The organism is Streptomyces sp. NBC_00872, from assembly GCF_045161915.1.
Lineage (GTDB): Bacteria > Actinomycetota > Actinomycetes > Streptomycetales > Streptomycetaceae > Streptomyces.
On sequence record NZ_CP108806.1, the window covers coordinates 4,021,021 to 4,044,464 of the forward strand.

The 23,444-nt window shown below is 70.2% G+C and carries 13 protein-coding genes; 8 read left to right on the plus strand and 5 right to left on the minus strand.

Annotated elements, in window-relative coordinates:
- Positions 1–32: 32 nt before the first annotated feature.
- Entirely contained in the window at positions 33–1,748 is a 1,716-nt protein-coding gene (locus OG214_RS17220) for a bifunctional 3'-5' exonuclease/DNA polymerase (protein ID WP_405985204.1), read from the plus strand.
- A 24-nt stretch (positions 1,749–1,772) separates the two neighbouring features.
- Here OG214_RS17220 and OG214_RS17225 read toward each other — a convergent pair whose 3' ends face one another.
- The 3 genes from OG214_RS17225 to OG214_RS17235 all read right to left on the minus strand — a co-directional run bounded on the left by OG214_RS17225 (position 1,773) and on the right by OG214_RS17235 (position 4,895).
- Complete coding sequence (locus tag OG214_RS17225) at positions 1,773–3,155, minus strand: hypothetical protein (protein WP_405985205.1); 1,383 nt, start codon at positions 3,153–3,155, stop codon at positions 1,773–1,775.
- Positions 3,156–3,200: 45 nt separating this feature from the next.
- Positions 3,201–3,743 (minus strand): SigE family RNA polymerase sigma factor, encoded by a 543-nt coding sequence (locus OG214_RS17230; RefSeq protein WP_363082472.1) that lies wholly within the window; start codon positions 3,741–3,743, stop codon positions 3,201–3,203.
- Positions 3,744–3,884: 141 nt separating this feature from the next.
- Positions 3,885–4,895: a zinc-binding alcohol dehydrogenase family protein gene (locus OG214_RS17235; protein ID WP_405987535.1), complete on the minus strand. Its 1,011-nt coding sequence runs from the start codon at positions 4,893–4,895 to the stop codon at positions 3,885–3,887.
- 442 nt (positions 4,896–5,337) lie between these two features.
- Between OG214_RS17235 and OG214_RS17240 the strand changes: the two genes are divergently transcribed.
- The 7 genes from OG214_RS17240 to OG214_RS17270 all read left to right on the plus strand — a co-directional run bounded on the left by OG214_RS17240 (position 5,338) and on the right by OG214_RS17270 (position 17,184).
- Complete coding sequence (locus OG214_RS17240) at positions 5,338–6,921, plus strand: hypothetical protein (protein WP_405985206.1); 1,584 nt, start codon at positions 5,338–5,340, stop codon at positions 6,919–6,921.
- Positions 6,922–7,008: 87 nt separating this feature from the next.
- A complete protein-coding gene (locus OG214_RS17245) occupies positions 7,009–7,266 on the plus strand; it encodes a hypothetical protein (RefSeq protein WP_363085017.1) in 258 nt (85 codons plus the stop codon).
- Positions 7,267–7,481: 215 nt separating this feature from the next.
- On the plus strand, positions 7,482–10,517 hold the full coding sequence (locus OG214_RS17250; RefSeq protein WP_405985207.1) for a SpoIIE family protein phosphatase: 3,036 nt from the start codon (positions 7,482–7,484) through the stop codon (positions 10,515–10,517).
- Positions 10,518–10,854: 337 nt separating this feature from the next.
- Entirely contained in the window at positions 10,855–12,135 is a 1,281-nt protein-coding gene (locus tag OG214_RS17255) for a glycosyltransferase family 2 protein (protein WP_363085019.1), read from the plus strand.
- Positions 12,132–14,189 (plus strand): right-handed parallel beta-helix repeat-containing protein, encoded by a 2,058-nt coding sequence (locus OG214_RS17260; protein ID WP_405985208.1) that lies wholly within the window; start codon positions 12,132–12,134, stop codon positions 14,187–14,189. The genes OG214_RS17255 and OG214_RS17260 overlap by 4 nt, the downstream gene beginning before the upstream one ends.
- A 320-nt stretch (positions 14,190–14,509) precedes the next feature.
- Positions 14,510–15,733, plus strand: a complete 1,224-nt coding sequence (locus OG214_RS17265; RefSeq protein ID WP_363081723.1) for a right-handed parallel beta-helix repeat-containing protein — start codon at positions 14,510–14,512, stop codon at positions 15,731–15,733.
- A gap of 122 nt (positions 15,734–15,855) precedes the next feature.
- Positions 15,856–17,184, plus strand: coding sequence for a UDP-glucose dehydrogenase family protein (locus OG214_RS17270; protein WP_405985209.1), 1,329 nt, complete (start codon positions 15,856–15,858; stop codon positions 17,182–17,184).
- 48 nt (positions 17,185–17,232) lie between these two features.
- Here OG214_RS17270 and OG214_RS17275 read toward each other — a convergent pair whose 3' ends face one another.
- Both OG214_RS17275 and OG214_RS17280 read right to left on the minus strand, forming a co-directional pair.
- Positions 17,233–18,087: a hypothetical protein gene (locus OG214_RS17275; RefSeq protein WP_405985210.1), complete on the minus strand. Its 855-nt coding sequence runs from the start codon at positions 18,085–18,087 to the stop codon at positions 17,233–17,235.
- Positions 18,084–23,309 carry a caspase family protein gene (locus OG214_RS17280; RefSeq protein WP_405985211.1) on the minus strand — a complete coding sequence of 1,742 codons (5,226 nt, stop codon included), beginning with the start codon at positions 23,307–23,309 and terminating at the stop codon, positions 18,084–18,086. Before OG214_RS17280 ends, OG214_RS17275 begins: the two co-directional genes overlap by 4 nt.
- Positions 23,310–23,444 lie beyond the last annotated feature (135 nt).

Below are 23,444 nucleotides of genomic sequence, written 5' to 3' on the forward strand. Positions count from 1 at the left end.
GCGATGTCCGACCGGACTGCGAGACTCTGTCCATGACGGGGAGATGGGCACTGGCACCGGCGGAGGGCGGCGGCGCGCTGCTGGCTCCGCTGGGCGAGGACGGCCGCGCGGCGGGACCCGTGGTACGTGAGTCCGATCTCGTCGCGGCGGTCCAGGCGCGGCTGCCCGAGGTCGGGCGATGGGTGTGGCGGTCCACCGCCGAGGTCTATCCACGGCTGCTCGCGGCGGGTGTGCGGATCGAGCGGTGCTATGACATCGAGGTGGCGGAGCTGCTGCTGCTCGGCCATGAGGGACGGCTCGGGGAGCCCCGGTCGGCCGCCGCGGCCTGGGCCCGGCTGCGGAACGCGCCGGTGCCGCCCGATCCGCCCGCGCGCTCGGCGGAGCCCGGCTCGCAGTCCTCGCTGTTCGAACCGCACGCGGGGACGGGGATTCCGTTCGAGGGGCTCCTCGATGTGTACGCGGAGCAGCTGCGCCGGCATACGGCCGCCGAGCACCCCGGCCGGATGAGGCTGCTGACGGCGTCCGAGTCGGCGGGGATGCTGGTCGCCGCCGAGATGCACCGCGCGGGGCTGCCCTGGCGGGCGGATGTGCACCGGGATGTGCTGCACGAGCTGCTCGGCGAGCGGTACGCGGGCGGGGGCGAGCCCCGGCGGCTGGCCGAGCTGGCGAGCGAGGTGTCGGAGGCTTTCGGACGGCGGGTGCGGCCCGATCTGCCGGCGGATGTGGTGAAGGCCTTCGCGCGGGCCGGGATCAAGGTGCGGTCGACCCGGCGCTGGGAGCTGGCCGAGATCGACCATCCGGCGGTGAAGCCGCTGATCGAGTACAAGAAGCTCTACCGGATCTGGACGGCGCACGGCTGGAGCTGGCTCCAGGACTGGGTGCGGGACGGCCGCTTCCGGCCGGAGTATCTGCCGGGCGGTTCGGTCTCCGGACGCTGGACGACCAATGGCGGCGGGGCGCTTCAGATCCCCCGGGTGATCCGGCGCGCGGTCGTCGCCGACGAGGGCTGGCGGCTGGTGGTGGCGGACGCCGATCAGATGGAGCCGCGGGTGCTGGCCGCGATCTCCCGTGATCCGGGGCTGATGGAGGTGGCGGGACACGACGGCGATCTGTACACCGCGCTCTCCGACCGGGCGTTCTCCGGTGACCGGACCCATGCGAAGATCGCGCTGCTCGGGGCGATCTACGGACAGACCTCCGGCGACGGGCTGAAGAATCTGGCCGCGCTGCGCCGGAGGTTCCCGCTGGCCGTGGCGTATGTGGACGAGGCGGCGCGGGCGGGCGAGGAGGGCAGGATCGTACGGACCTGGCTGGGGCGGACGAGCCCGCGGGCGGTCGGGGCCGAGGACGACGGCGAGGCCGGGATTCCCCAGGAGATACCCGTGGGGACGGAGCACGCGGTGGATGAGACGGGCGGCGGCGGCACGGACTTCACCCCCGGGTACGCGTCGACGAACGGACGGGCGCGCGGCCGTTTCACCCGTAACTTCGTCGTCCAGGGCAGCGCGGCCGACTGGGCCCTGCTGATGCTGGCGGCGCTGCGCCGGGCGACCGCGGGGATGCGGGCCGAGCTGGTCTTCTTCCAGCACGACGAGGTGATCGTGCACTGCCCGCGGGAGGAGTCTGCGGAGGTCGAGGCGGCGATCCGCGAGGCCGGTGAGCTGGCCGGGCGGATCGCCTTCGGGGAGACCCCGGTGCGGTTCTCGTTCACGATGGCGACGGTGGAGCGGTACTCCGACGCGAAGTGAGCGGGACAGGGCCCAGGGCAGGGCTCAGTAGTTCGCGCGCCACTTCGGGCTGGTGGCGATCGCGGTGAGCTGCTTCATGGTGAGCGCGGGTGTGGCGCGGGTGGGCGGGCTGTGCTGGTCACCGCCGTTGAAGGCGGAGATCACGACCCGCAGACCGTCGGGCCGCAGGGTGTCTGCGGTCCACATCACCCCGCCGGGGACGCCCTTGTCGCCCGGCCCCTTCTTGGTCTGGAGCAGTGTGCCGTCCGGCAGCGTGGTGGCCTCGGTGAACAATTCGTCGGCGAGGTCCGAACTCCCGGGCTGGACATTGATCTGCACCAGCGTCCGGCCCGCGCCGTCGTCCACCACGACATAGCCGAATTCCGGCCCCTCACCGCCCCGACCGGTCACCTTCAGCCCGCGGGGAAGCAGCGTGACAAGGATGTCCCGCGCGTCGACGCCGCCCGGGAGTTCCTGCACGACGCCGCCGGCGCCGTCCTCGGGGTTGTTGTCCGCCGGTGGCGCCGGGGGCAGCCGCTCCAGCGTTCCGCGCCACTTGTCCGAAGTGACCAGAGCCTTCAACTGCGCGGGATTCAGCGGCGGGTCGGTACGGGAGATCTCCGCGCCCTTCTCCGCCGGGGCGTTGTACTCACTCGCGTCGATCAGAAAGCCGTCGGAGGTGAGCAGTACGGCCCGCCAGTTCTTCGTCTCTTCGCGCCGGTCGGGGTATTCATACCCCTGGAAGATCATGAGCCGGCCGCCGTCGGGCCGTTTGACGCTCGTGCAGTGGTCGTACGGCACGTAGACCTTGTCGGGGCAGGTCACGTCCTGCGTGCCGTTCAGGCCGTTGGCGCGGGACAGCCCGATCGAAAGCGCCGCCTTGCCCTTCCCGTCATCGAAGACCCCCGTCAGGCCGGGCCCGCCGAGCTCGCCGATCCCGCGTTCCTGTATCTCGGTCAGCTCTCCGGCGGGCAGCAGCCGGGTGAGAATCGCGGCGATACCGCCGCCCGCCACCGCGGGGCCGGTGGGTGTCGCTCCGGGCTCCGACACCCGCCGCGCCTTCTCGGGTTCGGCGGGCCCCTGCGCCTTCTCGGGTTCGGCGGGTCCCGCCCCCCGCTCGGTCTTCTCGGCCCCGGCGGGCCCCGCCCCCCACTCGGTCTTCCCGGCCGGGTCCCCGAGCAGACCGGCTCCGTACCCGCCGCCGATCCCGACGGCCGCCAGGGCGAGCACGCTGCCCGTGACCGCGGCCGTACGGCGCCGGGCCAGCCTGCGGCGGCCAAGCGTCAGAGCGTTGTTCACCAGGCCGGTCCGGTCCTGGAGGGTGAAGGTCCCACCGGTGCGTTGCATCGCCTCGGCGAGTGTGTCCTCGAAGGGCCCCTCATCGAAGGGCCCGTCGGGGGCTCGGTCGAAATGGTTGTCGGAGGGCATGGTTCGACCCCGCTTCCTGCTCGTTCAGCCGGACAGAATCAGTTGTCAGCGGTCGGCGAACTCGGCGAATCTGCCACCCAGTTGCTCGCGCAGCTTCGCCAGCGCACGCACGGATCTGGTGCGTACGGCGGCGGGGCTGACGTTCATCGCCTCCGCGGTCTCATCGATGCTGCGGTCCTCCCAGTACCGCAGTACCACCACCGCACGGTCCTTGGGCGTGAGGCGCCCGAGCGCGTCGAGGAGCGCGACACGCAAGGCGGGATCGTCGCCCGGGTGGGCGGCCGTGTCGGGGATCTCCCCGAGAGGCCGTTCGCCGGCCGACCGCCGCCGCTGATGGGTGAGAAAGGTACGGACGAGGACGGTCTGGGCGTACGCCGCGGGGTTGTCTATCCGGGAGACCCGGCCCCACAGCGCATACATCCGGCCCAGGGTCTCCTGCACCAGATCCTCGGCGAGATGAACGTCGCCGCTGGTCAGCAGGCATGCGGAACGGAAGAGATGGTTGGTGCGGCCGGCCGCGAACTCTCTGAAGTCATCGGCACGGGAGGTATGTACGCCGTCCCCCGCGATGCGTCCTAACAGCCCCACGGGCCGCATACTCTTCCCCGATCCTGGTCCCCAGGTCCGCGCGGCCGTTCGCCGCGCGGTTCCCCGTCCCCGCATCTCACGTCCCTACATCTGACTGACGCGATGAGCCGCCGGAAATGTTTCAGGGGGGTCGAGGCCTGATCAGAAGCCGCTGAGGGTGATCTTGCCGATCGAGGTGCCCGACTCCTGGATCCGGTGTGCCTCACGGAGGTTGGCCGCGTTGACGGGGCCGAGCTCGCGGTGGGCGGTCGTCGTGAGGGTTCCCTGGTCTACGAGGCGGGCGACCTGCGCGAGGATATGGCCCTGCTTCAGCCGGTCGGGGGTGCGGAACATCGAGCGGGTGAACATGAACTCCCAGTGGAAGGACACGCTCTTCCGCTTGAGCACACCGATGTCGAGCGAGGCGTAGTCGTCGATCGACACGATGTGCCCGAAGGGGTTGAGGATCTCGGCGTACGCCTTGATGTTCCGGTCGGTGGCGGTCGTGCCGAAGATGTAGTCGATCCCGCCCGGAGCCACCTCCTTGAGCTGGTCGACGAGCGACCGGTGGTGGTCGATCACATGCTGGGCGCCCATCCGGCGGGCGAACTCGACGGTCTCCGGGCGTGAGGCGGTGCCGATCACCGTGAGACTGGTGAGCGCCCGCGCGAGCTGTACGACCATGGCGCCCACCCCGCCGGCCGCCGCCGTCACCAGCAGCGCCCCGGTCTGCTCCAGGGCTCCGGTGCGCAGCCCCATCCGGTCGAAGAGCCCTTCCCACGCGGTGAGCGCGGTCAGCGGCAGCGCGGCGGCCTCGCCGTAGGTGAGCGTGGTGGGCTTGTGGCCGACGAGGCGCTCGTCCACGGCGTGGTAGCGGGAGTTGGCCCCGGGCCGGTCGACCGCACCGGCGTAGTACACCTCGTCCCCGACCCGGAACAGCTCGACCTCGTCACCGGCCGCGACGACCGTGCCGGCCGCGTCCCAGCCGAGGACCTTGGGCTTCCCGCCGGGGTCGGTGTTCTGACGGACCTTGTAGTCCACCGGATTGACGGCGACGGCCTCCACCCGTACGAGCAGATCGCGCGGACCGGGCTCGGGGACGGGCAGTTCGACGTCCTCCAGGCTCCGGGGGTCCTCGACGGGGAGGCTCTCGCGGTACGCGACGGCGGGCATCGTCGTATCCGCGGAGGCGCCATTACGGTTCGCGTTCGTGTTCGTGTTCACGGGTCCACGCTAGTAGCACCGGTAGGGCTTGGTCCCGCCCGGTCGGTCTCCGTGGGACCGCCGCCGCGCGGCACGCCGATGACCGTCCGCGGACCCTCGGCACCGGCCTGTCCCCGCACCGAAACCTGCACGTTCCCGCAGGTAGGGGCACTCGTCACCCAAGCTCTCGGGTCAACCCTCAACTGGGCCCAGGGGCCCTGTGTTCTGGGCCCGGACCCATCTTTAGATGGCTGTCGGGTCGGGGGATCGTGGCGTGACGCATGGGCGAGGAGAACCGATGATGGGCGCCGACAGGTTCCCTGCATGGCGTGGGCGTGCCCGGAGACGGGGCGGCCGTCGACGGAGTGACCGCGGGCAGAGCGGGGCCGAGTACGCGGCGATGGTCGGGGTCGTGTCGCTGGTCGTGGCCGCGATCGTCGGTGTGAGTGTGCCCGCCGACACGGCGACCGGGCTGAAGAGCGCGGTCTGCCGGATACTCCACCCGCTGAGCGGGTCCGACGCCTGCGCTTCCGGCGACTACGCGGACGGCGAGGGCGACGGTGGAGGCGAGGGCGACGGTGGCGGGGGCGGCGGGGAGGGGGACGGGGATCCCTTCGTGCCAGGCGACGACCCGTTCGAGCCCGCGAGGTGTCTGCTCTCGCAGGACCAGACCAAGGACACCGTCGTCATCCAGGTGGTCTTCATCAAGATCAGCGCCTCGGAGACGGTGAAGCTCCAGCAGTGGTCGGACGGCACCGTCACCCTGGAGCGGGTCACCGACACCGCGGGCGGGGTCACGGCCAGCATCTCCGCGGGTATCCCGGGTCTGAAGGACTGGGGCGGCAGCGCCAAGCTGAGCGGTACGTACATGGGGGGCAGCGGCAACGGCGGACAGTGGCTCTTCAACGGGAACAAGAGCGACAACCCCCAGGCGGACCTGGAGGCCAATCTCGCCGACGCGCAGAAGTTCGCCGCGTACCTCAGGGCGAACGACGGGTGCCGCTACCAGAGCGGCTACAACCCCGGGGCGGCGATGGGAGCCTGCGCCCAGGACGCGGCCTCCAAGAAACCCGATCTCGAACCGGAGCTGGCGCCCGACGTCGACATCACCAAGACCACGACCGAGGCGTCCGGCAGTGTGAGTTTCGGCGGGAAGTTCAAGAGCAACGGCAAGAGCGGCAAGGACGCCGGGAAGAGCGACGGCCCGAAGGATCTCGGCAAGATCTCCGGCGAGGTGCTGTCCGGCACCATGACCGAGGACGTCGTGGTCATGCGCCACAACACCGGCCAGAACGCCGGGAAGATCACCTTCATCTACACCTTCACCGTCAAAGGCATAGCCGGCGCGGGAGGCGTGGCCACCGGCGAGAGGATGCAGCAGGTCGCGGTCACCTACGACGCCGCCGCCTACGACCAGGAAGAGGAGGACGACACCCCGCACCACCCGGAGAAGCTGGTGATCACCACCAGCCAGGAAGCCGGCGACGGCGGCGGCTTCAAGGGCGAGGCGGGAGCCAACGCGGGTCCCGTGACCATCGATGTCGGCGGCGGAGGAGGAAGCACGGAATCCGAGATACACACCGAATCGGCCGAACTCATCCTCGACAACGACGCCGACAGCACCGCCGTCGAGGACTGGCTCCGCGGCAACGGCGACCCTGCGGACAACCCACTGCCCTCCCCCTCCGACGCCGCGAAAGTACCGGGCCCCGACGCCAGCCCACTGGAACGCCTCCTGCACGACAAGGGCAAGCTCAGCAAGCTCGACTACAAAGCGAACACCGACTGGTGGAACGCCTCGCTCGGCATCGGCTTCGGTGTCTCCATGGGGCAGTTCTCCCTCGGCTTCAAGCTCTTCGGGATCGAGATCACCCATGAGAGCAAGACACAGACCATCACCGGCAACCCGACCTATGCCACCGGCCCGCAGAGCGGCGGCGCCCGGCCCTGGGTCGAATGGAAGAACTGCACCCGGACCAAGCCCATCCCCACCTGACCGGTACCACGTCGCCGGCCCGCGGGGGCCGCTGTCCGCCGGGCGCCACTCGCGTGCCCTACAGCGCCCCCGCGCGTTGTACCGATCATGAACTCGCATCGTTTTCTCCTTGCCGTGGCGGGCTCCGCCCTCCTCGCCGCCGTCATGCCCTCCGCGGCCCAGGCGGCCGATCTCGGTGACACCCTGAGCAGCACCGCCAAGACCGCGTCGGCCGTCGGCGAAGAGGCCGGCCCGGTGGTGGAGGGCGTCATCGGCGACAAAGTGAGCAGGAAGGTGGCCGCCGCCAAGGGCGTCGTCAAGGGCAGCACCGACGCCGTCAAGTCGGGCAGGGAGCTGATCAGCTAGGTCCTTGGCTCCGGGCGGACCCGGGCGGAGCCGGGCGGGCCTGGACAGGCCTGGAGCAGGAGGCGCGGAAGGCCCGGCCGGGCCTTCCGACCAGGCCTTCTGGTGCGCGCCGGGCCGGGTGGGCGCGCCGGGTAAGGAGTGGTGCTTGTGCGGGGCAGGGGACACCATGGACCCACAAGCACGCTTCTCATCCGATTTGTATATGATTGGCGCATATGAACGAGCGGCTGGCTTTGCTGAATGCCGTGGACGCCGTTCTCCCCGAGACCGAGGTGCTGCGGCTCGCCCTCCAGCAGGCGGTCGCGGAGCTCGGCGGCCTCGGCGGGGTCATCCATCTCCGTGGATCGGCGAACACCCACCGCATGTACCTGGTGGCCGTCAGTGGCCTTCCCAGGTCGTTCACCCGGGCCTGGGACGGGATCGCGGACGGCGCCCCGAAGGCTCCGGCGAAGGCCGTACGTGAGAGCGCCACCGTATGGCTGCCCACCGTCGCCGGGCCCGGCAGCGGTATGGCGTCCACACCGCTCATCTCCCGGAAGAGAACGTTCGGAGCGCTCTCCGTGGTGACGATCACCCCCGGTGAGCCGACCGCCGCGCAACTGGAGACGCTGCGGGCCGTCGCGGGATGGGCCGCCGAACGCCTCCGACGGGACGGGAAAACCCGCGTCACGCCCCCGGACCGGCATGCCGTGCCGGGGGCGCCGGACGTTACGGAAGCGGAAGCGGGAGCGGGAGCACCGGACGTTACGGACGCGGAAGCGCCGGACATACCGGGGCCGGACATACCGGAAGCGGGAGCAGCGGGAGCACCGGACGCGCCGGGGGCGGGAGCGCCGGCCATACCCGTGGCGGGGCTGCCGGACATTCCGGCAGATCCCGACACCCCGGAGGCGGAGGACGTGCTCCGGGCGACACGTATCGGCTCCTGGGAGCTGCACGCGCCCTCCGGACATCTCCATGTCGAGGATTCCCTGCTGGAGACGTTCGGCGTCGACCCGGACACCTACGACGGCCGGACCGAGACCTGGATGAGCATCATCCATCCCGACGACCGGGTCTGGGTGGCCAACGAGTGGGACCAGGCGGTGAGCACGTCCGGACTGATCGACCTGGAGTACCGGGTGCTCCGCCCCGACGACGGAACCCTGATGTGGGCTCATATCCGGGGCCGCGCGGAGTCCGACGGGGACGGAAAACCCTCCCGCGTCGTGGGCACGGCATGGGACAGCACCGAGTCGGGCATCGGCCGTGACGCCATCCGCCGTGCGCTGCGCTTCATGAGCGACGGATTCATGTCCCTGGACGGCGCGTGGCGGATCACCTTCGTCAATGTGGAGGCGGAGCGCCTGCTGAACTCCTCCCGCCGCCGGCTGGTCGGCGCCGTGCTGTGGGACGTGCCGGTGGTACGGCGGGTGCCCGGCCTGGAGTCCCGCTGCCGTGAGACCGCCGCCGGCACGACCGCCGCCGGCTTCGACGCGGAGTGGCCGGACACCGGGCGCTGGTTCCATATCCGGCTCGTCCCCGTCCCCGACGGTCTGGCCTGCTACTTCGCCGACATCACGGAAGCCAGACAGCGCGAGGCCGACCGGGTGGCCGCCGAACGGCAGGCGGCCGAACGGGCGGCCCGTATCCAGGAGCTGACCGCCGATCTGGCCGAAGCGATCACCACCCAGGATGTGACCGACGCCGTCGCCCGGCGGGTGCTGCCGCCGTTCGGCGCCTCCGGGCTGATCATCCAGGTCAACGAGGACGACCGGATGTGGATCGTCGGGAGCGTCGGCTACCCCCGGGCGTTCCTGAACAAGGTCGACGGCGCCTCGATGTCGGTGCGGTCGCCGGGCGCCGACCGGCTGCGCACCCGCGCGCCCTGGTTCTGCGCCACGCCGGAGGAGTACGTACGGACCTATCCGGAGCACGCGGACCGGCCCGGCGTGATCGGGAAACAGGCCTGGGCGTTCCTGCCGCTGATCGTCTCCGGGCGGGCCGTCGGTGTCTGTGTGATCGCCTTCGACGAGCCGCACCGCTTCACCGGTGAGGAACAGACACTGCTGATGGCGGTCAGCGGTCTGGTCTCGCACGCGCTGGAGAGGGCCCGGCTGTACGACGCGGAGCACAGCCGGGCCCAGCAGCTCCAGCGCACGCTGCTCCCGCAGACCCTGCCCGAGCTGCCCGCCGTCACGGCCGCCGCCCGCTATCTGCCCGCCGGACAGGGCATGGACGTGGGCGGCGACTGGTACGACGTCATACCGGTCTCCGGCTGCCGGGTCGCCCTCGTCATCGGCGACGTCATGGGGCACGGTCTGCCGGAGGCGGTCACCATGGGACGTCTGCGTACCGCCGTACGGACCCTCACCGACCTCGAACTGCCGCCCGACGAGATCCTGAACCACCTCAACGACCTGATCTCCGGGCTCGACGACGACTCCTTCGCCACCTGCCTCTACGCGGTGTACGACCCCACGAGCGGCGTCTGCACCTTCGCCCGCGCCGGTCATCCGCCGCCCGCCGTGGTCCGCCCGGACGGCACGGTGTCCTTCCCCGACTCGGCCCCCGACCCACCGCTGGGCGCGGCCGAACCGCCCTTCGAGACGGTGGAGCTGACGGTCCCCGAGGACGGCCTCCTCGTCTTCTACACCGACGGGCTGGTCGAGTCGGCCTGCCGTGACATCGACTCCGGGATGAGCCGCCTCGCCGGGCTCCTCGGCGAGCACCCCGACGGCGATCTGGACGAGCTCTGCGACACCCTCACCTCCGACCTGCTCCCGGCCGACCAGCAGAACGCCGACGACGCCGCGCTGCTCGTCGTACGCGCCCACCGGCTGGCCGCCGACGCCGTCGCCACCTGGACCCTGCCCGACGACCCGCAGTCCGCCGGCACCGCCCGGAAGTATGTCGGCGAACAGCTCGCCGCCTGGCATCTCGAAGACCTCGTGACGACCACCGAACTGCTCGTCAGCGAACTGATCGCCAATGTCGTACGGCACGCCAGGGGGCCCGTGCGGCTGCGCCTGCTGCACAGCACGACGCTGGTCTGCGAGGTCTACGACGGCAGCCCCACGACCCCCCGTATCCGGCGTGCCGCCGAGACCGACGAGGGCGGCCGGGGGCTCCAGATGGTCGCCGCGCTCTCCGAGCACTGGGGCACCCGCTACACGGCCACCGGAAAGTGCATCTGGACCGAACAGCCTCTGGTGCTGCCGGACACCGCGGCGCCGCTCATGATCGTGCCCGGCCTCGACGAAGTCGCCTGACCTCGCCCCGGGCCCTTCCGGACTCCTCCTGGGCTCCCGCCTCCCGCCTCCCGCCGGTCTCCCGGGGGGCGCATTCCGGCCAGTTGCGCCGGTTACGCTCACCAACCGTGACGGACTCGTGGAGGTATCCGGAGAAGAGTGAGTGAACCCTGCGTTTCAGGTGTGAAGAGTTACTCCCATTGGCCCTAGATTCTCCCGTACAGTTGCGCGGCACGCGCATATCTGACTCAAATCAATCGCCATGTGGGGTGGGGGGCACGGTTAGGTGTCGGGCTTTTTCGACGAAATATGGTCATGGATCGTCACGGCGGTAGGAGAGACATCGTGGCGTGAGGTGATGCCGCTGGGGCTCGCGGGCGCCTTCGTCTGGGCGCTGTGGCTCTACCGTGCGGTGCTCTCCCGTTTCGCGAGACCGGTGGTGAACGAGTTCCGCACCACGGTCTCGGTCGTGGTCCCGGCCTACCGCGAGGACCCGGACATCCTGATGGACTGTCTGGAGACCTGGCTGAACCAGGACCCGGCCGAGATCATCATCGTGCCGGACGTGGAGGACACGGAGGTCCTGCGCAGGCTGGCGCAGGTGGAGGACCCCCGGGTGCGGGTGCTGGCGTTCGAGCACCGCGGCAAGCGGTCGGCGCTCGGTGTGGGCATCCGGGCCGCGACGAGCGAACTCGTCGTACTGGTCGACTCGGACACCCGCTGGCAGCCGGGACTGCTGGCGGCCGTCCAGATGCCGTTCGTGGATCCCGAGGTCGGCGGGGTCGGCACCCAGCAGAACGTCTATCTCCGGGGCACCAGCGTCTGGCGGCGGGTGGCCGACTGGCTGGTCAACCTCCGCTACTACGACTACGTTCCGGCCATGGGGCGGGCGGGCGCGGTGGCGTGTCTCTCCGGCCGTACGGCCGCGTACCGGCGCTCGGCGATCGAGCCGGTGCTGGAGAACCTGGAGAACGAGTTCTTCCTCGGCCGCCGCTGTGTCGCCGGGGACGACGGCCGGCTGACCTGGCTGGTACTGGCGTCCGGGTACAAGACCGTGCACCAGTCGTCCGCGCGGGCACTGTCGATGTTCCCGTCGTCGCTGTCCGCCTTTGTGAAGCAGCGGGTGCGCTGGAGCCGGAACTCCTACCGCTGCTATCTGACCGCCGTGTACAAGGGCTGGCTCTGGCGGGTGCCGCTGGTCACCAAGATCACCGTGCTCCAGATCCTGCTGACACCGGTGACGATGGGGATGGCGCTGGGCTATCTGCTCTTCAGCCGGCTGGAGATGAACGGGCGCGGGATCGTGCTCGTACTGATCTGGCTCATCGCGGGACGCGGTATCCGCGGCTACTCCCATCTGCGCAGATATCCGCAGGACATCTTCCTGCTGCCGCTGCTGGCGCTGGTGGTCATCATGATCTCGCTGCCGATCAAGCTGTACGCCTTCCTCACCATGAACAAGCAGGGCTGGCTGACCCGTACCAGCACGAGCGTGGGCGGCGCGGGACAGGACTCCGCCTCGCTGATCAACTCGGGGCGGGCGGGCGCGATTCCGGGCGCCTCCTCGATGCCGGGCGGCGTGGCTTCCGGCGGGGCTCCGGCCGACGCCGCTTCCCGGGCAGGGGTGGTCCAGAAATGACGCATCAGCACAGACGGTTCTCCTGGCGGAACCTCCGTACGACGCGCACGGCACGTACGGCGCCTACCGAGCGCGCCACGCGTACCGCGCGTACGGCACGTACGGCGCGTGGCGCACGCCTCGCGGCGGTACTGCCCCTCGCCGTGGCCCTGTTCGTCGCCGCGCCGGCACCCGCGTCCTTCGCCGCGCCGGGCGACGGCGGGGACGGCAAGGACGGCGGACAGGTCACCACCGCCGAGGACGCGGAGAACGAGACCGCGCTCGTCGCCGCGGAGGACCACCGGCTCGACCAGGTCCGCGCGGTGGCCGCCGTCGCCCCGCTGAAGGGCGACAAGTGGACGCGGCCGTACCGGCTGGAGACCGCGGGCGGCTACACACTGGTGTTCACCCCGCGCACCCAGCCGTACGGGGTCGCCGACCTGCTCAAGTTCGCCCCGCAGACCTTCGTCCGCAGCAAGCGCGACGGCTCGTATCTGCTGACCGAGAACATCTATCTGCTCGCCGGGGCGAAGCTGAAGCTGTCCAGCCCCGGCGGACTGACCCTGCGGCTGGCGAGCAACAGCAGGGGCTTCGTCTCCATCGTCTCGTTCGGCGGGCGGCTGACCCTGGAGGGCACCCCGCAGGCACCGATGCGGATCAGCAGCTGGGACCCCAGCGCCAACAAGCCCGACACGGACGTACGGGACGGGCGGGCCTATGTGCGGGCCATCGGCGGCCAGTTCTCCATGACCCATGCCCAGGTCTCCGACCTGGGGTTCTGGAGCGGACGCACCGGCGGTCTCAGTCTCACCGGTACGGACCGGCCCGACACCGGCAACATCAAGTACGACGACGGCGAGCAGGATCTGAACCGGCGCGAGCTGGCGGCGGCCGACGACAAGGCCGAGCAGGAGTCGGAGCAGACACCCCACGCGGGCGGGGTGATCGCCCAGCCCGCCGGTGAACTGGCCACACCGGACAGCCGGTTCTCCGTACCCGATCTGTCCTATGTGTCCGCCGAGATCACCAATTCCACCATCTCGGGGAATCTGTACGGTCTGTTCCTCTCCGGTGCCACCGGTGCCAACATCATCCGGACCAAGGTGATCAACAACCTGGAGGACGGGGTGGTGCTGCACCGCGGCGTCACCAATGTGGTCGTCGACCGGACCGTCTCCCAGGGGAACGGCGGCGACGGCTTCGTCCTGTCCCGTGCCACCCAGCAGGTCCGCGTGACCGGTTCCAAGGCGCTGTCCAACGGCGGCAACGGCTTCACGCTCAGCGGCCGGCCGCTGGCCAACGGTCCCTCCGCCTCCGGTGAGTCGATCAGCAGCTACGGCTCCAACTCGGTCTCCGACAGCACCGCGCGCGACAACGGCCGGTACGGCATCGAGGTCTTCGGCGGGGAGAACGTCGGCGTACAGAACAACGAGGTCGACGGCGGCGACATGGGCATCGTGGCCCGCGAGGACGCCACCAAGGTCGCCATCACCGGCAACCACCTGACCGGTCAGACGCGGCAGGGGATCTCCGTACGCGACGGGGTGTCGGCGGCCACGGTCACCGGCAACATCATCGAGGGCACCGAGACGGGTGTCTATGTGCGCGACTCGCAGGCCGAGGTACGGGGCAACACCGTCCAGGAAGCGACCAACCACGGGATCTCCCTGGTGGGCGACATCGACAAGTCCACCGTCTCGTACAACGTGGTGGCCGGGGTCGGCCCGAGCGCGGTGGACACCAGCCGGGCCCACGGCGGTGTCACGGTCAAGGAGAACCAGACCTTCGCCTGGCACGACACCAGTGCCTTCTGGGTCAAGTTCAAGCACTACGCGAGTCCGATGACGCTGCTCTGGGTGTCCATCCTGCTGCTGATCCTGTTCTCCGCGCTGCTGGGTGCCCGGCGCAGCAGCCGCCGGGGCGGTGTGGAGCGCCTGGGTGTCCACCCGTACGCGGACAAGAAGCCGTTGCCCAGCGCGCCCGCCACCGAGGTGGGCAACGCGGCGAGCAACGGGAACAGGCCGACGGGACGCCACAGGGTTCCGGCGATGACGGCCGGGCCCGGTCCGACGTAGCGACCGCCGGGCCGGCCCGGGACCTGGGCCGGCCGGGGCGCGGTGCGGCTCGGGCGGCGCCAGGCCCGGCCCGCTCCCGGTCCAGGCCCTGATCCTGGTCCTGGTCCTGGACCGGTCCAGGCTTTGGCCCGGTCCAGGACCTGGTCCTGGTCCCGGTCCTGGTCCTGGTCCTGGACCGATCGGTGTCCGTATCCGACCGACACGCACGTCCCGAGCGAGACGCACTTCCCGACCGACGTTCATGTCCGAACGAGGCGCCGGTCCCCCGGGGCCGGTCCTGGTCCCCCCACAACGTTCCCGCGAAGCCGGAGTTACCGACCATGTCATCCACGCCGCCCCCGCCCCAGGCTCCGCCCCCCGCCGAGCCGCCGCACTCACCGGAGCCGCCCCGCCGGGCCGCGCTTCCCGGCGGACCCGCCGTCTGGCTGTCCGGGGGCGCGCTCGTGGTCGCCCTGATCGCACTCGCCGTGGCCATCGGCGGGGGCGACGACGGCTCGGGGGCCAAGGTGACGGTGGGGGCCACCACTGCGGGACCCAATGCCACCTATTCCACCCGGCCCGGGAGCCTGCCCAGCGACCCGGCCGAGCCCGACCCGGTGGTGACCGACACCCCCGGCGCCACCGGAGCGGTCTCGCCCGCGCCGACCGCCGAGGTCGACTGCCCGCCCGCCTCGGTCACGGTGACCGACGCCCCCTCGCTGGAGCAGGCTCTCGAACAGGCGCGGCCCGGGGACAGCATCCGGCTCTCCGACGGCGTCTACCGAGGCGAGTTCACCGCGGCGACGCCCGGCACCGCCGAGCAGCCCGTATTCCTGTGCGGGGGCCCCGGCGCCGTCATCGACGGCGAAGACATCAAGGGCGGTTACGCCGTCCATCTCGACGGCGCCAGCTACTGGCGGCTGGCGGGCTTCACCGTACGGAACGGCCAGAAGGGCGTGATGGCGGACCGGGTGCAGGGGACGGTCATCCAGGGTCTCACCGTCGAGCAGATCGGTGACGAGGCGATCCATCTCCGCAACTTCAGCTCCGGCAACGTGGTGCGGGACAACACCATCCGCTCCACCGGGCTGCGCAAGGAAAAGTTCGGCGAGGGCGTCTACATCGGCTCGGCCGAGTCCAACTGGTGCACGGTCACCGGCTGCGAGCCGGACGCGAGCGACCGCAACACGGTGATCGGCAACCGCATCAGCGGCACCACCGCCGAGTCCATCGACATCAAGGAAGGCACCACCGGCGGCAAGGTCATCGGCAACACCTTCGACGGCTCGAAGCTGAGCGGCGACCACAACGACTCCTGGGTCGATGTGAAGGGCAACGGCTGGCTCGTCCAGGGCAACACCGGGCGCCATGCCCTGGAGGACGGCTTCCAGACCCATCAGATCATCAAGGGCTGGGGCACCGGGAACACCTTCAAGGGCAATGTCGCGCAGGTGGACGGGCCCGGCTTCGGCTTCAACCTCACGTCCGACGGCAACAAGGTCACCTGCGACAACAAGGTGACCGGCGCGGCCGAGGGCCTCGCCAATGTCGACTGCGCTTCCTGACCGATGAAATCCGGCAGGAGGCAGCGGAAACCGACCGATCCACCCGCTTTACCCGCTCCACCCGCCCCATCCGCCCCATCCGTCCCCATCGCCCAACCGCCTGACCGCTCCTGGAGGCCGGCATGACCACCCCATCCCCTCGTCTCACCGTCATCGGCACCGGCTATCTCGGAGCCACACACGCGATCTGCATGGCCATCCTGGGCTTCGACGTCCTGGGCGTGGACGTGGACCCCGTCAAGATCGAGCGGCTGCGCTCGGGCGAGGTGCCCTTCTTCGAACCCGGCCTGCCGGAACTGCTCGCCAAGGCCCTGGACTCCGGGCGGCTGCGCTTCACGACGAGCTCCGAGGAGGCCGCCGAGTTCGGCGACGTCCACTTCATCTGTGTGGGAACTCCGCAGCGGAAGGACTCGTACGCGGCCGATCTGACCTATGTCGACAGCGCGGTCGAGTCGCTCGCCCGGCATCTGCGCAGACGCGCGCTGGTGGTCGGCAAGTCCACCGTGCCGGTGGGCACCGCGGCCCGGCTGACCGAGCTGGTGCAGCGGGTGGCCCCGGCGGGTACGGACGTCGAACTGGCCTGGAACCCGGAGTTCCTGCGCGAGGGCTACGCGGTGGAGGACACCCTGAGACCCGACCGGCTGGTCTTCGGTACGAGTTCGGAATGGGCCGAGCAGCAGCTCCGGGCCGCCTTCGCGCCGGTCATCGCCCAGGACACCCCGGTGGTGGTGACCGATCTGCCGACCGCCGAGCTGGTCAAGGTCGCGGCCAACTCGTTCCTCGCCACCAAGATCTCGTACATCAACGCGATGGCGGAGGTCTGCGAGGCCACCGGCGCCGATGTCACCGGTCTCGCCACCGCCCTCGCGTACGACGACCGCATCGGCGGCCGGTTCCTGAAGCCGGGGCTCGGCTTCGGCGGTGGCTGCCTGCCCAAGGACATCCGGGCCTTCACCCACCGCGCCGAGGAACTGGGCGTCGGCCAGGCCGTCGCGTTCCTGCGCGAGGTGGACGGCATCAACCAGCGCCGCCGTGCCCGTACGGTCGACCTGGTGCGCGAACTGACCGGCGGTGAACTCGCCGGTGTCCGGGTGACCGCGCTGGGCGCGGCGTTCAAGCCCAACTCCGACGACATACGTGACGCCCCGGCGCTGGACGTGGCCAGGACGCTGCACCGCGCGGGCGCCCATGTCACGGTCGTCGACCCGGCGGCCACGGAGAACGCCCGCCGCGCCTTCCCCGAACTCGGCTACGGGACGGACGCGATGACCGCCGCCGCCGGCGCCGATGTGGTGCTGCTGCTGACCGAGTGGTCCCAGTTCCGCGAGATCGACCCGCACGCCATGGGCGAGGTGGTCGGACAGCGCCGTATGGTCGACGGCCGCCACGCCCTCGACCCGGCCCAGTGGCGCGCGGCGGGCTGGGAGTACCGCGCGCTCGGCCGCCCCTGACACCCCGTAACCCGCCGGACCCACCCCGTACCGGCCCGGCTCCCCCGGTCAGCGGCCCTTGAGGGCCCGGCCGATCGCCTGGCCGGTCTCACGGGCTGTGAGATACGGGCGTACGTCATGGGCCCTGGCCCCGTTGTGCACGGTGACATCAGCGACCCGCCCGCCGAACGACGGTGCGAGCCGCTTCACCAGCGCGACGGCGTCACCCCGGTCGGCGACGTTGATCCACGCCTTCACGGGGATCGGCCAGCGGGCCAGCCCGCCGGTGGGTGGCGGGGCGAGCCGGTCGAACACGACTCCTCGCACCGCCAGCGGGGACCCGAGCGTCACCAGCGTGAGATCGGGCCAGTCGGGACGGGCGCACAGCGCCTCGTACGCGATCACCGAGCCCAGCGAGTGCGCGACGATCACCTCGGTCCGGACCGTCACCTGCCGGGCAAGCCGGTCCTGGACGGCGGCCCGTATCTCGGGCTCGCTGAAGTAACGCCGCACCTGGCGCGCGCTGGAGATCATCAGGTGTTCGCTGAGTCCGGCGAAGAAGGACGAGTGGCTCAGCGCGTCGAGCGCCCGCTGGACGAGGTACGGCGTACGCACGCGTGCGGTCGCATCGGAGCCGGCGACCCGAGTCTCGTACGCGGACGCGGATTCCCACCACTGGAGCAGCAGATCCCGCTCCAGTCCGTCCTGCACGTCGGATGCGTCCAGCTCGGGCAGCCCGAGGGCGCGATGGCCGGACGGGCGGAACAGATCACCGTAGAAGGCCATGGCGACCTCCTGCCGGGCCACCCCTACACCGTCCGCCAGAGCCAGCCCGTCGCACAGCGCGGGATACCAGTCGGCAAGGAGTGTGTCCGCTCCTTTCAGCTCCTGCGCAATGCCGTGGACAAGAACGACGCGGGTCACTCGGCGCTCAACTCCTTCGTCTGTCCTGCGGCATTGACGCGGAGGGCGACGACGCCCATGTCGGTCGCGACACAGACCCGTCCGTTCTCGTCGAGCGCGATGTCGCGGATTCCGCTGCCGATGTCGAGTGCGAGATTCCAGCGTGGGGACCGGGTGTCCCAGAGCCTCATCTGTCCGTACCGGTCACCGGCGACCAGGATGGGACCGCCGCCAATGTGCGCGACACGGATCGCGGTGACAGAGGACGGGAAGGTGTCGAGTTCCACACCGGTGTCCCGGCGATCGGCCAGATCCCAGAAGCGCAGACGCCCGTCACCCGCGCCGGAGACGAGGATGTCCCGGTCCAGGCGTGCGATCTCGATCGCGAACGCACCCCCCTCATGGCCGGGAAGCGGCTCGCCCCAGGGTAATCCGGTGCGCAGGTCCCACAGCCGTACCGTGCCGTCGACGGACGCGCTCGCCGCGAGTTCCGCACCCTCGAAGGCCCATGTCCGCACGGTCATCACAGTCGCCGTGTGACCGGTCATCGTCTTGCAGACGGGGATCTGTGTCTCCAGGTCCCAGGCATGGAGCTCGTAGTCGCCCCCCACCGACACCACCACATTCCTGCCGTCCATCGTGTGCAAGCGCGGTCCCATCGAGGAGCCTGGGCGTGTGGCGATACGCTTTCTGTCCTCCAGACTCCACACCTCCGTCCCCAACCAGCCACCGCGTACAAGCACGTTTCCCTTAAGCCCCGGCGCCGTCGTCATGCCGTGGCCGAAGCTGGCCATCGCGGTGACCGGATCCGCCACCTGGAGACCGTCGTTCAGATCGTGGGTACGGATCACACCGTCGTAGCCCTCGACGGCGACGGCATCATGGCCAGCGGCAGACCTGAAAATGCTTACCGACCGCACGCTCCAGTCGACACCGCACAGCGGCTCACCCAGGGGGCGTGCGGACGCCACGTCCCAGATCCGCACCACCCTGCGGTGCGCGACCACCGTCACGGGAACCGCGTCGACCTGGCCGAACACTGGCGCGGCGTCGGCGAAGAGATTGTCCCCCTCCAGTGGTGGTCCGAGGATCGAGGCCGTCATGAGATCCCAGAGACGAACGGTGTGGTCCTCCGACTTGGTGGCCACGACCGCCTTACCACCCACCCGGCCGAGGGCGGACGACACGACGCTCTCGGTGTGGCCGTGGAACGGCCCCGCAACCATGGACATGCTCGTCACATCCAGCATGTGCACGTTGTTGCCCTCAAGGGAACACAGGACTACCGGACGATCACCGTGAAACGCGACGCCCACGGCACTGGCTGACGGCGTGTAGTCCTGCAGCGAGAGATGCGCGTGCCTCCCGAGATCTGCCACCTCCCGGTAGTAGCAATGGCCCGACGATGTGGCGAGCACGATTTCGAGGTTCGGTCCCGTCTGCCTCAGAGCGAGGTGCCGTACTCCGCCGATGTGCCCGGCAATCGGTGGCCCGAGCGGTGCTCCGGACGCAGCGCCCCAGATCCGGACCGTGCCGTCCTCACTTCCGCTTACGACGACCGGCTCGCCGTCCAGCTCACCGACGGCCACGCACGTCACCACATTCGTGTGACCCGTGAGGACCCCCAGCGCCTGGCCCGAGAACGGATTCCACAGGCGAACGGTGGTGTCGGCACCGCCCGTCGCCGCGATCACCCGCCCGCCACCGCTCGTATGGAGCGCGACGGCCTGGACCGCGCCGGAGTGCCCTTCCATGGGAGGTCCCGCCTGATGACGGGTACGCAGATCCCAGAACCTGGCGGTACCGTCCTCCGCTCCCGTGATCAGCATCGGACGGCCCTGGACATCGCAGAACGCCATCTCGGCCACCTCGCGGATATGCCCTTCCTCCGGCTGTTCCGTGGTGAGGTCCCAGATACGGGCGGTGCGGTCCCAGCTGACAGTGACGGCAAGGGAGGCATCCGCCCGGTCGACGAGCGCGGCGGCCGTGATGAACTCGACATGGCCGCGCAGTGGCTGTCCGATCTGCTGAAGGCTGTCCAGGTCCCACAGCCGGACATCCTCGGCGCCGCAGGTCAGCACGACCGCTCGGTCCTTGAACTGTCCGGTAACCACCGAATAGACGCCGCTGGCTGTATAGGAGTTGTGGGCCGCGACCGGCTCACCCAGTTGCCGCCGGTCCCGCAGATCCCAGCAGCTCAGCAGACCTGTCGAGTCACCGACGAGGGCCACCGTCCGGTTGCCGCGCCGCGCCACGCTCACCGCGGAGACCGCGCCCGCCGATCCCAGCAGCGGGCTGCCGTCGACGCGCGCATCGCCCCCGTCGAGCAGTCCGCTCAAGTCCCATACGTACACAGCCTGGTCGTCGCCACCAGTGATCGCGACGGGACGTCCGTCCAGCTCTCCCAGATCCGCGTCGTTGACCGTACGCCGGTGCGCGCTGAGCGCCTTCCCTAGCTGTTTCCGGCTGCCGAGGTCCCAGATACGGGCCGTGCCGTCCGCGCTCGCCGTCAGCACCACCGGGTGGTCGCCGAGAGTGCCGACGGCGATGCTCTTGACCCGGTTGGTGTGCCCGATGAGCGGCCGGCCGTACTCTTGGCCCGCGGAGAGGTCCCAGATCCTGACGCTGCCGTCCTCGCCACCGGTGAGGACGACCGTGTAGTCGCCGAGGTCACCAATGGCGATGGCGCTCACCGCGACGCCCACCGGCAGCGCCTCGCCGATCTTCCGCTGTGAGACGAGGTCCCACACCAACGCTGTTCCGTCCACACTGCCGGTCACTGCGACGGGCCTACCGTCGAGCTCTCCGACCGCCGTGCACTGGATCGCCTTGGTGTGGCCACTGAGCAGCCGGTGCACTCCGCTGGTGGACCACCAGGCCCAGCTCGCCGACCAGGGCATGGAGACCCCGAGTCCGCCAATGCGGTCGGCCAGCTGGTCCGCCTCGCACCGCCGCGCGGACAGTTGCAGGTCGGCGGCTCGTTCTCCGAGTGGGCGATCGGCGGTGAGCCGGTGCGCGACCTGCTCGTATGCGCCGCGGATACGCCGCGCCTCCGCGCCCTCGACGGACACGAAGGCCCGCAGCAGCGCCAGCGGTTCACACGCGAGCAGGAATCCGGGGTCCTCCATCAGCCCGGAGAGCATGCCGGCCGCGGCAGCGTGCGTGGCCAGATGCTGGCGCACATACGGCACTGCCGCGAACCAGTCGGGGCGGCCATCGGCGGATACCGGCACGAGCGAGACAAGGGCTTCGACGACCGAGCGCTGAATGTCCTCGGAGGGACGGTCCGCAGTCGCGCGCAGGTGCTCGGCGAGCGCCTTGTGGTACAGCCGGTAGGCCGACCGCCGGTCGTCGTCGATGACTTCCGCGATGTACGCCTCGGCCACATCGAGCGCCCAGGAGACGTCCGCCTCCGTACAGGGGACACCCGAGATCACCGAACTCAGCTCGGTCCAGACCCGGCCACGAGGCAGGCCCTTGCCCTCGGAGAAGGCCAGCGCCAGCAGCATGCGGCGGACCCTCGGCTCGTCCGTACCGAAGCGTTCGAGGTAGTCGTCGAAGGCCCCGCCAATTTCGCTCGGCAGCTTCTCCGCCCAGCCGGGGCCGCGCACATCCACCGGGGCCAGATCCGAACGCAGTGTGCGCGCGGTGGTCCTGGCGTAGAGATAGACACCCGCGGCCTTGGCCGCGACCCCGCGGGCGACCGTACCGGCCAGGTCGGGCAGTCCACGGTAGGGAGTGCGTATCTCGGGCTCCTCGGCCGCGAGCAGTACCCGGGTGACATATCCCGCCACGTCCTCGTCGCCAGCGCGGTACTCGGACCGGTCGAGGTCCATATGCCCGAAGGTGGGGCCCAGAGGGCCGACGAGTTCATGGCGTGTCCCCACGAGAAGCCGTACGCCCTGGATCTCCGACATGGGACGCAGCAGTTCACGGCTGATACGGCGGGGCTCGCCGTGACCGCCCGCGTCCGCCGCAGTGTCCGATCCCGCCTCGTCCACGGCGTCCACAACGATCACCAGCGGGGGCCCCTGGCGGCCACGCCGGGTGAGTTCCTGAAGCAGCGCCGCCGCGCCATCCGCCTGGGTGCCAAGAGCGGAGCCGATCCGCTCCACCACCTCTTCGAGCCGCTTGTGCCGCGCGTGTACGGCGGCCGCCACGCACCCTTCGGGCACGACCGTCGCCGGATCGACACCGGAGAGGTTGAGCCTCGACCGGTAGCGGCCGTCCGCCAGAGCGACAATCCTGCCGAGGACGGCCGATTTCCCGCAGCCCGGACTCCCGGTGACGATACGGCCTCTCCCGTCGCCGTCCTTCGCCGTCAGCCAGTCGACCAGTTCGGTGAGCACAGTGACCCGTCCACTGAAGTACAGGCCCTGCTCCGACTCGAATTCCACACCGCGCGAGCGTGGTCCGAAGTGCTCGGTGAGATCCCGCTCGGCGACCCGGCGCTGGATTTCGAGATCGGTGCCGATCGGCGGTAACTCGGGGTGGTAGCCGGAATTGGGCAGGAAGGGCGCCAGTCCTGTCACAAGGCCGCTGGCGAGTTCGGCCCGTTGCCCCAGACCGTCCGCCTCGAAGCGCTCGTTGACCGCCTTGACCAACTCGGTGAGATCGAGATACTGCTGACGCTGTCCGGTACGCCCGGTCGTCGTCGTCACCGCTTCGCTCAGCGCGGTCACGAACCCACCGTCCTGGGCGATGTCCTTGCGGCGGGCGGAGGCCAGAAACCACAGTCCGGCGGAGGCCGCGAGTCCGCCAGCGTCCGCGCTGCCGGTATTGCGGTAGGCGAGCCGCTGGAGGGCGACCGCGGCCGCCTCCGCGCCACCCGCGCCGCCCGCACAGGTGTCGAGGATCAACAGCAGATGCCGCAGCTCCCCCTTGCCCAGAATGCGCACCAGGTCCTCGGTGGCCAGGGCCGTGGCGGCGAGGTCGTCGGGAGCTGAGTCCCAGCAGAACAGATAGTGCCGGTCGTGCGCTTCCACGGCGCCGTGGCCCGCGAAGTACAGGACGACCACGTCGTCACCCGTGAGGACGGTGTCGGCCGACCAGTGCCGCAGTTTCTGCCGGATCTGGTCGGCTCCGTCGTACTCGCCGAGTCCGGGAAGCACCGGCTGGTATCCGAAGGCCGCGAACAGCTCCGTCATCACGCTTATGTCGCCGGTTACGGAGCCCAGTTGCTCGTCCTGGGAGAGGTGGCAGTACCGGCCGCTCCCCAACGCGATGAAGAATCGCCGTCCCACAAAACCGCCCCACCGCTACGTGTCCCACGTCCCAGGAGACTGTAGCGACACGGTCGCCCGCCGCACCGGACAAACCGTAAAACCGGATGGCATACGAGGCGTGCGCCTGCTCGCTCCGGGCCACCACGCCGGGGT

Bases quoted from the DNA above. Each gene is read 5' to 3' on its own strand.
- OG214_RS17225 (WP_405985205.1), bottom strand. From the start codon at position 3,155: ATGCCCTCCGACAACCATTTCGACCGAGCCCCCGACGGGCCCTTCGAT.
- OG214_RS17260 (WP_405985208.1), top strand. From the start codon at position 12,132: ATGACGCATCAGCACAGACGGTTCTCCTGGCGGAACCTCCGTACGACG.
- OG214_RS17255 (WP_363085019.1), top strand. From the start codon at position 10,855: ATGCCGCTGGGGCTCGCGGGCGCCTTCGTCTGGGCGCTGTGGCTCTAC.
- OG214_RS17250 (WP_405985207.1), top strand. From the start codon at position 7,482: ATGAACGAGCGGCTGGCTTTGCTGAATGCCGTGGACGCCGTTCTCCCC.
- OG214_RS17220 (WP_405985204.1), top strand. From the start codon at position 33: ATGACGGGGAGATGGGCACTGGCACCGGCGGAGGGCGGCGGCGCGCTG.
- OG214_RS17270 (WP_405985209.1), top strand. From the start codon at position 15,856: ATGACCACCCCATCCCCTCGTCTCACCGTCATCGGCACCGGCTATCTC.
- OG214_RS17265 (WP_363081723.1), top strand. From the start codon at position 14,510: ATGTCATCCACGCCGCCCCCGCCCCAGGCTCCGCCCCCCGCCGAGCCG.
- OG214_RS17245 (WP_363085017.1), top strand. From the start codon at position 7,009: ATGAACTCGCATCGTTTTCTCCTTGCCGTGGCGGGCTCCGCCCTCCTC.
- OG214_RS17235 (WP_405987535.1), bottom strand. From the start codon at position 4,895: ATGCCCGCCGTCGCGTACCGCGAGAGCCTCCCCGTCGAGGACCCCCGG.